This is a genomic window from Staphylococcus sp. HMSC056G08 (assembly GCF_001812305.1).
Taxonomy (GTDB): domain Bacteria; phylum Bacillota; class Bacilli; order Staphylococcales; family Staphylococcaceae; genus Staphylococcus; species Staphylococcus simulans.
In genome coordinates, this window is sequence record NZ_KV808463.1 from 95,319 (window position 1) to 109,056 (window position 13,738).

Here is a 13,738-nt window from a genome sequence, read left to right on the forward strand (position 1 = left end):
CAACGCCTAAATTAATTATCTTGTCGCATATTTTTAATAAATATAAAAAAAGTAGAAAAATAACACAAATGCACTGAAAAACGACGAATATCAACTTAATCTCGTTATGCTCTGTGTTAAGTAATAGGTAAATTGTGTCACTTTTTATTTGTAAATTGTAAAAGTTGTAGATTTTTTTGAAATATCAATATATAATTTGTTGAAACGAGATGTTTTACATAAAGCGATTTATGAAAAGTAGGAAAAGGGGGGCGCATCATGACAAAAATGACTATTATTCGGGTGTTAGACGAGGAAACATTTTTTATAGATGCAGGACATAGTGCTTGTATTAAACAGCACCAATTTATAGAAGTATTGAACGCTAAGCATTCATATAAAAATTTAGCTCAAGTCGTGGATGTTTATGATGATTATGCTTTATGTAGAAAGTTAGGTAGTAAACGCGTGTTTTTCGGAGATGTAATTCAACCGAGGCAATAATCAAAAAATAGCCGAGTTTACTCAAATGTTGAGCAAACTCGGCTATATTTAATTAGAAGATAACATGTGTTTCTTTTTCTACGATTTGTGCTCCTTTAATCGCAATGATTTTACCTGATGGAGGATTTAATACATTGCTTTCTAACAAAGTGCTCATCGCATTACGGATAGATTCTTCAGATACTTGTTGTTTAATATCTGGAACTTGGAATTTGACCGGTTTGTGTGCTTCATTGATATAAATCAATTCTAGTGATTTTGTCATAATCTGATTCTCCTCTTATAAAGTTTCTACTGTTGTGACTTCGATGTTGTCGTATGTTTCACCTGTTAATTTTTCAATAGCTGATTTGAAGCTGTTTAATTGTGCTTCAGTGCTTTGTGGGTTTAAACGGGCAAATCTACGACGTTTGATAACTGGTTTTGCTTCTTTTTTGTCTTCGACACGAATAAGTGTCACTGCAAGTTCTTTGATTGTTTTTATTTCTGTTCACCTCCTTGCTCACTCTATATATCGAAATTTCTAGAAAAAAAGCACACCCTTTTGTAAAATTAATTTCAAAAACTTTTGAAGGAGTGTGTGACGGGGTAATTAAACAGGTATATAAAGCTTCTTCTCTAAGGTAGATGAATCATCGCAATATCTATAAGATGATGAAGTTTTTAGAATAGATTTCACACAATTGATTATAGTATTATTAAACATAGACACTTGATATATGGTCGGAATCTTCAATGATATTGAAGAAAGATATATGAAGTATATACAACAAAGAAAGAGGTGACGCTGTGGAAATTATTGAAGGTCTTTTGGTCTTTATAGCAGCAATTATTTTAAGTTCATTAATCCATTCATTATTTCTCCCTAAAGTACCACTAGCGTTTATCCAAATCATTTTAGGAGCGCTGATCTTTTTAACACCAATTCCGGTAAACTTTAGATTTGATACAGAAGTTTTTATGGTTGCGTTGATCGCACCCTTACTATTCATTGAAGGTGTTAATGTATCGCGTGTGAGTTTGAAGCGCTACATAAAACCAGTAATGATGATGGCGTTAGGTTTAGTATTTACAACTGTCATAGGGGTAGGGTTCTTTATTCATTGGGTATGGCCAAGCTTACCCATGCCAGCCGGCTTTGCGTTAGCTGCTGTTTTATGTCCGACAGATGCGGTAGCTGTGTCGGCAATTACGAAAGGGAAAATTCTACCAAAAGGTTCTATGACAATCTTAGAAGGGGAGTCATTGTTAAATGATGCGGCAGGTATCATTTCATTCAAAATTGCTGTCGCAGCACTGATTACAGGCGCATTTTCTATTACGGATGCGATTGGTCAGTTCTTAATTACTTCAATCGGCGGTTTAGTTATTGGTCTGCTTGTCGGTATTATCTTAGTTCGTTTACGCATTGTATTGGCACGTAAAGGTGTAGAAAGCAATAATATGTTTGTATTCATTCAGTTATTGACACCATTTGTGTCATATCTTGCGGCAGAAGTCTTCCATGCTTCAGGTATTATCGCGGCAGTGATTTCAGGACTAGTTCATGGTTTTGAGCGTGATCGGATTAATCAAATCAGTAACCAGTTGAAATTGAGTTATACACAAACATGGAACTTATTGAGTTATGTATTAAATGGCTTTGTATTCGTAATTTTAGGCTATATTGTACCTGAAACTGTTAAAAACATTATTAAAACAGAGCCGCAGAACCTAGTCTTCTTACTTGGAATTACAGGTTTGATTGCCTTAGCGGTATATGTATTTCGTTTCTTATGGGTGTATGTTTTATATCCGTATTTCTACTTACCGGTCAGTCCATTCCAACGCGCAATGAATGATGGTGAGAATAAAGAACAAGGAGAAACGAAACCTAAACGTAGTAAATACGCGATGATTATGACTTTATGCGGAGTACATGGAACGATTTCATTAGCCATTGCTTTGACGTTTCCTTATATGCTTGGAGAACATACATCATTTGTTTATCGTAATGACTTACTCTTTATTTCTGCAGGTATGGTGGTATTAAGTTTGGTAATTGCTCAAGTTTTATTACCGTTAATTACACCAGTCATGAAGAAAGTCGAAGTGGAAGGAATGAGTTTCAGAGAAGCCCGTATCTATATTCTTGAACAGACAATTGACTACTTAAGAAGACATGCGACGCCTGAAACTTCATTCAATTATGGTAATGTCATTAAAATTTATCATGATCGTATTGCTTTTATGAAAGTGATTGACGATGATGATGAAAACTCTAGAGAACTTGAACGCTTACAAGGGATTGCGATTGATACAGAGACAGAAACATTAAACGAGCTCGTGAAAGAAAGCAGAATTACACAAAGTGATTTTGATAACTATATGCGCTATGCCGAACGTACACAAGTGTATCGTCAAGCTTCATTGATCCGCAGAATTATTATGCGCATTAAAGTAGCTATTTTAAGACGTCGTGTGCGTGTACAAACAAACGCATCTTCCTCATTAGATGTGCAACAGAACTTAAAAGAAATCTCAAATATCATGCGCATTGTCCACTATAATGTGGTCAGACGTTTAACAAAAGAAGCCAATGCTGATAACAAATTAGAAATCGGCACAATTTGTGATAGTTATTTAATGCGTTCAGATAATCTGACAGCGGCTAATATCTTCTCAAATAAAACGGGTCATCGTAATAATGTAGCTAGAATCAAGCTCAATGCTTTACGTGAACAACGACATATTTTGAATGAATTGGTCGAAGATGAAGAAATCAGTGAAAAAACAGCTTTAAAATTACGTGAAGCGATTAACTATGATGAAATGGTCTTAGTGGACCGTTTAACATAATTCTAAATAAAGCACAGTCTGCATAACAAACAGGCTGTGCTTTTTCATATAGTAAAATAAAAGAAAGAACTATTATAAATTGTTAGATAGTTGAGAATTGTTAACTTTTATCTATTTAACAATTGATAAATCTTGTAAAAGAAAGGTTTAATCGGTTTAATAAAGTCGCCGACATATTCTTCAACATGGGCATTAAAGCCTTCTTTGAATTTTTGAAAACCGAAATCTTCAGCATCTTCACTGAAATCTCCTGTAATACCGTAAAAATTATAGCGATCAATACCTTTATTTTTCGCAAATTGAATCATTTCCCATTGGAGTCTGTACGCACCCATATAGGCATTGTATTTAGGGTTTGAACCGCTGGATAGGTAGTAAACTTCATGAGGGTTATAGATATAGTAAGCTGCAGCTAAGTCTAATACAGGTCCATCTGTTTCTATCAATTTTTTCGTTTCAGTAATTTTTCGTTCTTGTGCTGCTAATTGCTTTTGGTATTGCGCATATTTATTTTTGTTTTTCTTAGAATTAGGGTTTTCTTTTAATGCCGCTTGAACATTTTCAATATCTGTATTTAACTCAGCGACTTTCGCATTTTGTGCCTCTAATAATTCTTCTAAATCGATGTAAGCCAGCTTTAACATACTGTTATCAGCGTATGTTTTCTGCATTCTTTCAAAATAACTTTGATCTCTGAATTTGAAGCCGTGTTTTTCTTCAGCCATTTTAAATAATTTAAAAAATCGATCTGTTTCATCAATTGATAAATCACGGACTTTCACCTGCATTTCATAGGTTTTCTTAATATTACGGCGTGTTTGATAATCCATTTCTTTTAACAATTGTTTTTCATCTTTGTTTTCTAGGTTTAAGACAGACAACCATCTGATCTGACTTGTTTGAGAATAACCTGTAGTAAACCCTTGATGACGGTAACCTAATAAATTCATCACATTCATAAAAGTTTCGTTATCATAAGATTCAAGGATTTCTCCGTCACAACTTCGAATATTTTCTAACAGGTAAGGATCAGTTAAAACATATAAGCAGTTATGCTTTTTTAGATATGTCGTTAAGTTTTTATAAAAAAATCTGACTAACTCATGGTCTTTAAAGTTCATGACTGGACCGCGATGTGTATAGAAATATTTAAAGAACTTTAAACAACGTGCCTCAGTCAGTAAACAAGCAGCTAATACATCACCTGTTTCATTTTTTACGCCGACTAAATGTACATTATTTTGATGCTCATTTTGATAATTGAAATGTGAGGATGATTGGGTATAATGTGATGCGTTTTCATTAACAAAATTTTCAAATTCTTGAATGTTTAACTTAGAAAAATTCAAAAAAAGACCTACTTTCATATAGAGTTTTTTAACATTGATTAGATATACACAAAAAAATCGATTGATTAAGTAACCGCAATTGTTAACTTATCAACCGATATCAATATTGTTTAAAACTAAGCGGAGGGAGAAGGATTCGAACCAACGCAAGCACTGACGTGCTCCTAATTAATAAATAAATATTAGCCCCCTTAAACCAGACTTGGGTATCCCTCCATGAATAACTAAATTAATCATAACTTTAGTTTTTCTAAAAGTAAAGGAAATTTATAAATATTTTGTAGATAAACAATTGAAGATATTTAAAGAAATATAATAAATGACTAAATTTTTGTTGTTTGTATTTAAAAGGGTAAAGATGTGATCTTGTGATGAAAGATTGAGTGAATTAAACACAAAAAAAGCGACAGCTCTTGAGGGGAACTGTCGCTTCGAAAATCGATGTCATCGCAAGCACCGATTTTCTTAAAGTGGTGTGTGGTCCAGTGGGAGGAAAGACCACAGCTTATTTATGTTTAGGATAGATTATTTATGGATTAGCGGAAATGGAATGGACATACTAGGAGGTCTTTTTCCGCTAATTGAAAGGATAAATTGTTTACTTCATGCTTTGATGAACGGTTTCAATGTTAGATTCCATCATTTTGTAGTAGGAATCTCCTTTACTGCCTTTTTTGCCAATAGAGTCTGTGTAGACTTCTCCTGAAATTGGAACGCCTGTTTCTTCACTCAAGCTCTTCATGCTTTTATGATCGACACTTGTTTCGACTAATAGATTTTTCAAGTTGTGATCTTTAACGAATTTAATTGCTTGTTTCATTTGTTCAGGTGTTCCTTGTTTTTCAGTGTTAATTTCCCAAATATAGCCGGGAGTGATGCTATATTGTTTTGAGAAATATTTAAATGCGCCTTCACTTGTGATCATAGCGCGTTGATCTTTAGGAATGTCATCGAACTTGTCGTGACTGTCTTTATTTAACTTTTCAAGCTTGTTGATATAAGCATCACCTCGTTTTTCGTAGTCTGCTTTGTGTGCTTTATCATGATTGATTGCAGCTTGCTGAATTGTTTTTACATATTTGATGCCGTTCTCTAGACTTAACCAAGCGTGAGGATCTTGTTTTGTCTCATCGCCTTCAGCACCGTTCAGGTAAATTGGTTTTACATCTTTAGAAACGCGTACGACACTATCATCTTTAGTTGTTTTGCCAGCTTGGTCTAAAGCATTTTTAAACCAACCATTACCTGTCTCCAGATTCAACCCGTTATAAAGGATGATATCTGCGTCTGTTAAGGCTTTGATGTCTTTAGGTTTGACCTCATATTCATGAGGATCTTGGCCGATAGGAACTATGCTATGTATATCCGCATGGTCCCCGACTACGTTGTCGGCCATGTCATATAGTATTGAATTGGTTGTGACGATTTTAAGTTTATGATTATCAGAGGCTGTTGAGTTTGAATCTTTGCCTCCGCCGCATGCTGCTAACAGTAATAACATGATAGCTAATAATGGTACTAATTTTTTCATGATGTAACTCCTTTTTTGATTTTGAGAGTCAATTTAGAATAGATAAATGTACCGACATAAATAGCAAACGCACACAAGACAATTGTTGCACCACTAGGGATGTTATAAATGTAGCTGAAATACATACCGATTATTGAACTGATTACACTGATCAGACTGGCTACAATCATCATAGACCATAATTTCTTGGTGATGAGAAAAGCTGCTGAAGCGGGTGTAATCAACAGTGCAACAACGAGTATAATACCCACAGTTTGAATGCTTGCAACTGTCACAAGTGACAAGAGCAACATCACAAAGTAGTGGATGGCTGTTGTGTTTAAACCGCTCATTCTACTAAAGGTTGGATCGAAAGTAGAAATCATTAATGGGCGGTAAAAAATGATGATAAGCAAGAGTACTATTATGCTGACCACAATCGTCGACCAGTATGCACTATTGGTAATCGCTAGCAAATTACCGAATAGAATATGATACAAGTTCGTCGTACTATTGATCAAGCTGATAATAATAACTCCGGTAGCTAAGAATGCTGTGAAGCTGATGCCGATGGCTGCGTCTTGTTTAGTTTTACTTCGTTCAGAAATAAAACCGATGAATAGACTGGCTAGCATTCCAGTAACTAAAGCTCCGACAAACATCGGAATTTTGAAGAGGAATGATAGTGCAACCCCTGGCAATACAGCATGGCTCATCGCATCACCCATGAGTGACAACCCTCTTAAAACAATCAGGCTGCCGACTGTTCCGCACACAATGCCGACACAAATGGAAATAATCAGAGCGCGGTTTAAAAATTGATATTGTGTGAGTTGTTGTATAAATTCGTACATAAATTTGACTCTCTTTCTAATTCTTTAATGGCGCTGTGGTTGATTCATGAATGTCTCGTTTAATCGTTCTGTGGTCATTGCTTCTTCGCTTGGTCCGAAATAACGTAAAGTTTGATTGAGCAGAATGACACGATCGAAATAAGTAGTTGCTTTTGATAGATCATGATGCACGATTAAAATTAATTTGCCTTCGGCTTTTAAGCCTTCTATTTTACGCATAATTAATTGTTCACTCGTAAAATCAATTCCTACAAAAGGTTCGTCTAATAAGTAAAGTTCGCTCGTCGACATCAAGGCGCGTGCAACTAATACACGTTGCAGCTGTCCACCGCTTAATTGAGAAATTTGGCGTTTACGTAAATGTGTTAATTCCATTTCTTCTAATAATTGAGTTAAGCGTTGTTTAATTTGTGCAGAAGGGCGTTTAAACCACCCAATCTCTTTATAAGCGCCTGATAGTACGACATTTTCAACATCAATTGGAAAATCTAAATCTAAGTAGGCTTTTTGCGGTATGTATGTGATGTTCTTAAGTTGTGATTCGACTGGTTGATTGTTCAACAATTGGACACCTTGTGATTTAAACTCTCCGATTAACGCTTTGATTAATGAGGATTTTCCTGCACCGTTCGGACCCATAATACCGATGATTTCACCGTGAACAGGAATAGACAAGTTGATGTTTCGCAAGACATGCTTATTGCCTAAATACAAATCCAAATTCTCAATTTCTAACAATATCACACCTCCTAAAAGAATTTTTAGGGTAACCTAATTTATTTCATCATAAGACATGAATTTTCGCGTGTCAAGTCTTTTCGTGATACAATAAAGTGAATCTGGATGGAAGGAACGGTGACAAGATGTTAACGGAAGAAAAAGAAGATTACCTCAAAGCGATTTTGAATAATGGCGGCGCAACTTCATTCGTTACAAATAAAAAACTTTCTCAATACTTAAATATTAAACCCCCATCCGTGAGTGAGATGGTCAATCGTTTAGAAAAAGCGGGCTATGTAACTACCAAACCTTATAAGGGTGTCAAATTATCCGAAGAAGGTTTCAACCATACATTAGAAATTATTAAGCGTCATCGCTTATTAGAACTTTTCTTAATCGAGATATTGAAATACAACTGGGAAGAAGTGCACCAAGAAGCAGAAGTGCTTGAACATAGAGTGTCTGATTTGTTTGTCGAACGTTTAGACTCATTGTTGAATTATCCGACAACATGCCCACATGGCGGTATCATCCCAAGAGATGGTAAATTTGAAGAAATTTACAATGAATCCTTAAAAACATTCCAAGCAGGAGATCAAATCGTGATTCGTCGTGTACGAGACCGTACGAAATTATTAATTTATCTTTCTAGTAAATTTATTTCAATCGGGGATGCGGTGACGGTGATATCTCGTGATGATACTAACGAAGTTATTGCTATTCAAAAAGGGGATGACCCATTAATTATTTTAAGTTATGAAAACGCGGCACATATTTTTGGGGAATTAGCGGACGTATAAATAGAATAGGAATCAGAGTGGTTCATCATTGGCGTAATCTATTTAGGTTACGTCTTTTTTGTCGTTCTAATTAATGAGATGTATATCATTCTTTGTACCTATGGATAATTCAAAAAATCGTCATATAATAATAAAAAAGATAAAAGAGGTATAAGGATGAAGGAGAATACAGCACATCAATCAGAAAAAATAGTGTTAGTTGTCAGCTTACTGATCTTTTTGTTTATAATGATTGGGAATTATTTAAAGTTAGATTTTTTACGATATATGGATCAAACGACATTACGATGGTTTATTCAAACGTTTGGTGAACCGAAAATGCAGTTTGGTCATGGCTTTCTTAATGATTATATGAATGCACTGGCTACATATGGAGATGTTTTAACCTTTGTAGTGATGTCTATTGTCATTGCGATTATTTTATTATTCAAGCGTTACTATGTATTAAGTTTATGGTTGTTAAGCACAGTGGCTTCAGGAGGTATCTTAGGTATTATTTTTAAGGATGTCATTCATCGTCATCGTCCGTATGACCATTTGTTAGCAGATACAGGTTTTTCTTTTCCAAGCGGGCATTCATTATCTAGTACGCTGATTGTGATCATTATATTTGCGGTGTTTTTACCGAAAGTGAAACATCGTGCAATTCAAGTGACAATTGCTGGTTTGCTTTCAGTGTTATGGGCAAGTATTTTATTTTCAAGAATGTACTTTCACGCACACTTTTTAACTGATGTGATAGGCGGTGTCTCTTTAGGTATCGTTTGGGTAATGGGTGCTATATTGCTATATCGCTTGTTATTAACGAAGTTGCCTCAAATCAATTTACTGCGAAAAGGTAAGATGTTTTATATAAAATAGTAAAATAAAGAAGCTTTGCGGTGTCGCAAAGCTTCTTTTGTTCATCTATTCATCTCTATTAAATTTGTTTGCCCCAAATATTTAAGTCTAAGCGTTGATTATCGATGTGTGCGATTTGCGGCATTTCTCCCCAAAGAACGTAGCCTTGTTTTTCAAATAATTTATTACATGGTATGTTTTGTGCGAAAACATAGCCAGTTAAGAAGCGAATCCCTAACGCTTTGGCTTCTTGTTCTAGACGTTGCATCACTTTAGTACCAATACCTTTCCCACTAATCTGTTGATCCAAATAGATACTGACTTCTGCAGTTTCATCATAAGCAGGTCTGCCGTAAAAGTAATTCAGACTCGCAAAACCAATTGGGCGCATTTCTTCATCGTATACTGTAAACAATGGACGCATGGCATCGTGTTTATCAAAGACGTGTGCCATTTCTTGTTCTGTCATTTCATCAATATCTGCTGTGATGTTACGTGCAGCGATGGCTTGATTATAAACTTTTGTAAATAAAGATAAATCGACTTGTGTTGCTGGACGAAGCTTTACCATTTTTATCACCTTAATTCTGTAAAAGTAGAATAGTGATAATAGCGTACACGATATAAACGTTAAAGGCAATCCATAACAAACTGAAAATTACGACAGGGATGCCGGTTAATTGACGTAAAGCTAAACCATCCCAGTCGATAACATGTTTCGTAAAAGTCAAAGTAATAATCGTCCAAGTCGATTGTAGCAACTCTCCGAACAGCACACCTAAAATAAAGTGGTAAATCAATGATAAGATAATGACAATGAATTCAGGTTGACCGTTTTGAACTAAACCATAAATCATGACACCTAATAAGAGCGTGAGTAAAATAGGGATACCTTTTCTTGAAGTAATCAGCACAAAATAAATAAAGATAGCTAGATAGCTGAATACGAAGAGTGAAGGATAATGATAGTAACCTGCAAAGAGTCCGACTGCCAACATCAACGGAGGCATCACATAACCGCCAAGTGTCGTAATTATCATCGTCACTCTACTTCTAGCTCTGGTGACCGCAAAGCCTTGTCGCGAGGTCTGTATACGTTCTCTAGGAGAAGTAACAATCACTAAATCCTCGGTATGACCGCCACTGATTTTGTTAAATAGAATATGACCGAATTCATGTGTCAGTACCGGAATGTAATTTAATATAATGTCTAAAATCGCAAAACTTGGTTTATGACGATTGCGATGCACGAATAGATAAGCAATGGCGATTAATACCACCCAATATAAATGGAGCGTCATAGAAGTGCTCAGAATATCTTTAATCAACTGCATAATTTAACCTCTTCTTGAATTAGAAAAAGTTGAGATACATGACCTCAACTTATGATTTATCTTCATTGTATGAATTTTTAGCATTTACGTCTTGCGTCTTCGGACCTATTTTAATCATTCGGCACATCTTTGATGTAACGTGCTGGATTACCTGCGACAACTTGATTTGTGGATACATCTTTAGTGACGACGCTGCCTGCGCCGACAACAACATTATCGCCAATGGTAATACCTGGCAAAATAATCGCACCTGCGCCAATCCAAACATGATTACCGATTGTTATAGGGTAGCCTAACTCTAGTCCAGCGGCACGTGTTTTAGGATTTAAAGGGTGAGTTGCGGTAATCAACTGAACGTTAGGACCTAAGAGTACGTGATTGCCAATCGTAATTTTTGCGACATCTAACATCGTCGCATTAAAGTTCGCATAGAAATGGTCTCCAATTGTAATGTTATAACCATAGTCAAAGTGGATATCTGGCTCAATGAAGACTTCTTCACCGCAAGCCCCTACACTTTGGTGGAATAAATGCATACGTTCTTTAATAGAAAAGGCATTGTTGATTGCTTTTGTTGCGTGGCGTGCTTTATGACGTTCCTTTACTAACTCAGGATCTCTTGAGTCATAGAGCTGACCGCTCAACATTTTGTCTTTTTCACTTGTCATAGTATCTAACCTCTTTGATTCTCATAATAAATTCAGATTACCACTTATAGTGAGGAATGCAATCAATTCAACTGGCGTGTATAATAAGATGAAATGAACTTTTATTAATCAGAGGTGCAAGTTAGGAGTTTGAAGCGATGAGTATTCAACATAAGCATAAACAGAATAAAGTAGATATTTTGTCTGTTCAATTTGATAACGTCACAATGGACGAGATGAAAGAAGCGGTCATGCATTTTAGAGAAACAGATACAACTGATAACATGTTTGTTGTGACTGCAAATCCTGAAATTGTAGATTACGCATTAGATAATCGAAGTTATTATGATTTAATCAGTGAAGCAGATTATATCATTCCAGATGGATCAGGGATTATTCAAGCAGGCAGAATATTAGGTACCCCGTTAAAAGAACGTGTGCCAGGTATCGAATTTATGGCAAAGTGTTTAGAAATTGCTGAGCGTTATCATCAGCGTGTCTTCTTATTAGGTGCATCTGAAGCTGTAGTCGCAAAAGCCAAACAAGAGCTACAACATCGATATCCTCATGTGACTTTCGATGCACATCACGGTTATATTGATTTAAAAGATGAACAAGTGGTTCGTAAAGTAAGTAAATTTAATCCAGATTATGTTTTTGTCGGTATGGGTTATCCTAAACAAGAACAATGGATTAAACAACACCGTCATCGCCTTCAACATACATTACTGATGGGTGTCGGCGGATCCATTGAGATTTATAGCGGTACAAAAAAGCGTGCACCTCTATTCTTCCGTAAAACGAATCTTGAATGGTTCTATCGCTTGATTACAGATTGGAAACGTATGGCAAGAATGCGCAGATTACCTAGATTTGTATCCAAAGTTTTCCGTAAACGTTTGAAGCGTAAATAATATTTAAATGAGCCTTCTCTAACAATACAGGAAAGTTAGAGCAGGCTTTTTTATGAACAAAATATGATATCTACATAATGTGTATTGAATATTTAGAAAAATAAAGTAATGTTGTATCATTTACATATGAAGTGTCTTGATAAGCATGATTGAGACATGATTTGTGACAATCATTTCTTTAAGAGCATAAACAACAAACATCAAGAGGTGACAACATGAAAAAGGGATTCTATTATTGATTTTCGATTTAGTTTCGACCTTTGGTTCGGAAATCTTTTTCTTTGCTTGTTCGTTTTATATTTTAAGAGAAACAAGCAATGGTGCATTATACGGTTTTGTTATAGGTATGATGGCTGTAGTTCAAATTGTGTTAGGTCCAATTATGGGGAACCTAGCCGATTATAAAAGTAATCGAAAGATGATCTTCATTGTGCAATTATTAAGCGTGCTATCCATCACTGTGTTTTTAGTGGGGTATCAAAATCATTTATGGGCACTGGTTATTTTAATGATGATGCTTACTGCGACTGATGTGCCAGTAGGTTTAATCATTGAATCTAATTTAGCGAAGATAACAGGGGAGCAATTAGAGCGCTTTGTGTCTTTAAGGAATATTGTAATTATGGCCACATCATTCTTAGCGCCAGTAATCGGCGGTATTGTGGTAGGATTCCTTTCTATTGAACAAATGGGATATGTGATTTTAGTGACTGAATCACTCGCCATGTTGACGATAGCATTTATACCTTTAAACAGACATGTGGAAAAAGAGAACCAAGCTTTCATCAATAATTTCAAAAAAGGTTTTCACTACATATGGGCTAAAAAGGATTTAGCGACGATGGTGGTTTATTTGGCAGTGATTAATATTATTTTGTATGCGATACCGATTGGCATTTCAATGTTAGCCATTCAAAAGATGCATGTATCTTCAAGTGCATTTGGATGGATAGAGGCTTCTTTAACAATCAGCATGGCGTTAGGCAGTATCATTCTTGCGATTTTCCCGCCTAAACAAAATTTACGTTTATATTTAATTGGATCGAGCTACACGATTGCGATGATTTTCTTTGCGTTGGCATTGATTACGATGATGGCAATGGGAAATTTAGCTGGGGTGTTAGCGTTAATTGGCGTTTATATTGTATTAGGTTTCAGCGCACAATACAGTAATATTCCACTTCAAATCTACTTCCAAAAACGTATCGAGGAAAGTTATAAAGCAAGGGTCTTCTCTGTCAGCTTTGCGCTCAGTCAATTCACCAAACCTTTAAGTATTATGTTCTTCAGCTTTATTCTTGGTTTCAATTACACGCTTGTATTTCTGATTACAGGATTAGTTTTCGTCATGATAGTAGTTGTATTTACTAAAATTGTGCCAAAAGATGTGTTTGATAACGGCATCAACATGCCATCAAAAGAAGGGGTATAATAGAAATAAATACAAGC

The 13,738-nt window shown here is 35.5% G+C and carries 15 protein-coding genes and 1 tRNA gene; 6 read left to right on the forward strand and 10 right to left on the reverse strand.

The window, feature by feature from the left end; all coding sequences use genetic code 11:
* Positions 1-258 precede the first annotated feature (258 nt).
* A complete protein-coding gene (locus HMPREF2846_RS06075; protein ID WP_002481402.1) occupies positions 259-483 on the forward strand; it encodes a hypothetical protein in 225 nt (74 codons plus the stop codon).
* A 52-nt stretch (positions 484-535) separates the two neighbouring features.
* Here HMPREF2846_RS06075 and HMPREF2846_RS06080 read toward each other — a convergent pair whose 3' ends face one another.
* Together HMPREF2846_RS06080 and HMPREF2846_RS06085 are read right to left on the reverse strand one after the other, a co-directional pair.
* Positions 536-748, reverse strand: a complete 213-nt coding sequence (locus HMPREF2846_RS06080) for a DUF2922 domain-containing protein (RefSeq protein ID WP_002481403.1) — start codon at positions 746-748, stop codon at positions 536-538.
* A 15-nt stretch (positions 749-763) separates the two neighbouring features.
* Positions 764-943, reverse strand: coding sequence for a DUF1659 domain-containing protein (locus HMPREF2846_RS06085; protein WP_256274432.1), 180 nt, complete (start codon positions 941-943; stop codon positions 764-766).
* A 329-nt stretch (positions 944-1,272) separates the two neighbouring features.
* Between HMPREF2846_RS06085 and HMPREF2846_RS06090 the strand changes: the two genes are divergently transcribed.
* On the forward strand, positions 1,273-3,321 hold the full coding sequence (locus HMPREF2846_RS06090; RefSeq protein WP_070626138.1) for a cation:proton antiporter: 2,049 nt from the start codon (positions 1,273-1,275) through the stop codon (positions 3,319-3,321).
* Between the two features lie 107 nt (positions 3,322-3,428).
* On the opposite strand, the gene lif is transcribed toward HMPREF2846_RS06090, so the two are convergent.
* The 5 genes from lif to HMPREF2846_RS06110 all read right to left on the reverse strand — a co-directional run bounded on the left by lif (position 3,429) and on the right by HMPREF2846_RS06110 (position 7,772).
* A complete protein-coding gene (gene lif, locus HMPREF2846_RS06095; protein ID WP_141751869.1) occupies positions 3,429-4,670 on the reverse strand; it encodes a lysostaphin resistance FemAB family serine transferase Lif in 1,242 nt (413 codons plus the stop codon).
* Positions 4,671-4,791: 121 nt separating this feature from the next.
* Positions 4,792-4,886: transfer RNA gene (locus HMPREF2846_RS14360), tRNA-OTHER, on the reverse strand.
* 382 nt (positions 4,887-5,268) lie between these two features.
* Positions 5,269-6,201 (reverse strand): manganese ABC transporter substrate-binding lipoprotein MntC, encoded by a 933-nt coding sequence (mntC, locus tag HMPREF2846_RS06100; protein ID WP_002481407.1) that lies wholly within the window; start codon positions 6,199-6,201, stop codon positions 5,269-5,271.
* On the reverse strand, positions 6,198-7,034 hold the full coding sequence (locus HMPREF2846_RS06105) for a metal ABC transporter permease (RefSeq protein WP_002481408.1): 837 nt from the start codon (positions 7,032-7,034) through the stop codon (positions 6,198-6,200). The genes mntC and HMPREF2846_RS06105 overlap by 4 nt, the downstream gene beginning before the upstream one ends.
* Before the next feature lie 24 nt (positions 7,035-7,058).
* Positions 7,059-7,772, reverse strand: coding sequence for a metal ABC transporter ATP-binding protein (locus HMPREF2846_RS06110; protein ID WP_023015455.1), 714 nt, complete (start codon positions 7,770-7,772; stop codon positions 7,059-7,061).
* Between the two features lie 125 nt (positions 7,773-7,897).
* Here HMPREF2846_RS06110 and HMPREF2846_RS06115 point away from each other — a divergent pair, with 125 nt between their 5' ends.
* Entirely contained in the window at positions 7,898-8,554 is a 657-nt protein-coding gene (locus HMPREF2846_RS06115) for a metal-dependent transcriptional regulator (RefSeq protein WP_002481410.1), read from the forward strand.
* Positions 8,555-8,710: 156 nt separating this feature from the next.
* Positions 8,711-9,415 (forward strand): phosphatase PAP2 family protein, encoded by a 705-nt coding sequence (locus HMPREF2846_RS06120; RefSeq protein WP_070626142.1) that lies wholly within the window; start codon positions 8,711-8,713, stop codon positions 9,413-9,415.
* 58 nt (positions 9,416-9,473) lie between these two features.
* On the opposite strand, the gene HMPREF2846_RS06125 is transcribed toward HMPREF2846_RS06120, so the two are convergent.
* The 3 genes from HMPREF2846_RS06125 to HMPREF2846_RS06135 form a co-directional block, all read right to left on the reverse strand.
* The gene (locus HMPREF2846_RS06125; protein ID WP_002481412.1) at positions 9,474-9,965 is read right to left on the reverse strand and encodes a GNAT family N-acetyltransferase; all 492 of its coding nucleotides are present in this window, start codon (positions 9,963-9,965) and stop codon (positions 9,474-9,476) included.
* A gap of 10 nt (positions 9,966-9,975) precedes the next feature.
* A complete protein-coding gene (locus HMPREF2846_RS06130) occupies positions 9,976-10,728 on the reverse strand; it encodes a M50 family metallopeptidase (RefSeq protein WP_002481413.1) in 753 nt (250 codons plus the stop codon).
* A gap of 110 nt (positions 10,729-10,838) precedes the next feature.
* Complete coding sequence (locus HMPREF2846_RS06135) at positions 10,839-11,396, reverse strand: sugar O-acetyltransferase (RefSeq protein WP_070626144.1); 558 nt, start codon at positions 11,394-11,396, stop codon at positions 10,839-10,841.
* 137 nt (positions 11,397-11,533) lie between these two features.
* On the opposite strand from HMPREF2846_RS06135, the gene tarA reads away from it, so the two are divergent.
* Both tarA and HMPREF2846_RS06145 read left to right on the forward strand, forming a co-directional pair.
* Complete coding sequence (gene tarA / locus HMPREF2846_RS06140; RefSeq protein ID WP_061054889.1) at positions 11,534-12,289, forward strand: N-acetylglucosaminyldiphosphoundecaprenol N-acetyl-beta-D-mannosaminyltransferase TarA; 756 nt, start codon at positions 11,534-11,536, stop codon at positions 12,287-12,289.
* A 235-nt stretch (positions 12,290-12,524) separates the two neighbouring features.
* Entirely contained in the window at positions 12,525-13,721 is a 1,197-nt protein-coding gene (locus tag HMPREF2846_RS06145) for an MFS transporter (RefSeq protein ID WP_070626146.1), read from the forward strand.
* The last annotated feature ends 17 nt before the right edge of the window (positions 13,722-13,738 follow it).

Excerpts from the sequence above, each read along its gene's own strand:
- tarA (WP_061054889.1), top strand. The coding sequence starts at position 11,534 with ATGAGTATTCAACATAAGCATAAACAGAATAAAGTAGATATTTTGTCT.
- mntC (WP_002481407.1), bottom strand. The coding sequence starts at position 6,201 with ATGAAAAAATTAGTACCATTATTAGCTATCATGTTATTACTGTTAGCA.
- HMPREF2846_RS06125 (WP_002481412.1), bottom strand. The coding sequence starts at position 9,965 with ATGGTAAAGCTTCGTCCAGCAACACAAGTCGATTTATCTTTATTTACA.
- HMPREF2846_RS06080 (WP_002481403.1), bottom strand. The coding sequence starts at position 748 with ATGACAAAATCACTAGAATTGATTTATATCAATGAAGCACACAAACCG.
- HMPREF2846_RS06115 (WP_002481410.1), top strand. The coding sequence starts at position 7,898 with ATGTTAACGGAAGAAAAAGAAGATTACCTCAAAGCGATTTTGAATAAT.
- HMPREF2846_RS06075 (WP_002481402.1), top strand. The coding sequence starts at position 259 with ATGACAAAAATGACTATTATTCGGGTGTTAGACGAGGAAACATTTTTT.
- HMPREF2846_RS06120 (WP_070626142.1), top strand. The coding sequence starts at position 8,711 with ATGAAGGAGAATACAGCACATCAATCAGAAAAAATAGTGTTAGTTGTC.
- HMPREF2846_RS06135 (WP_070626144.1), bottom strand. The coding sequence starts at position 11,396 with ATGACAAGTGAAAAAGACAAAATGTTGAGCGGTCAGCTCTATGACTCA.
- HMPREF2846_RS06105 (WP_002481408.1), bottom strand. The coding sequence starts at position 7,034 with ATGTACGAATTTATACAACAACTCACACAATATCAATTTTTAAACCGC.
- HMPREF2846_RS06130 (WP_002481413.1), bottom strand. The coding sequence starts at position 10,728 with ATGCAGTTGATTAAAGATATTCTGAGCACTTCTATGACGCTCCATTTA.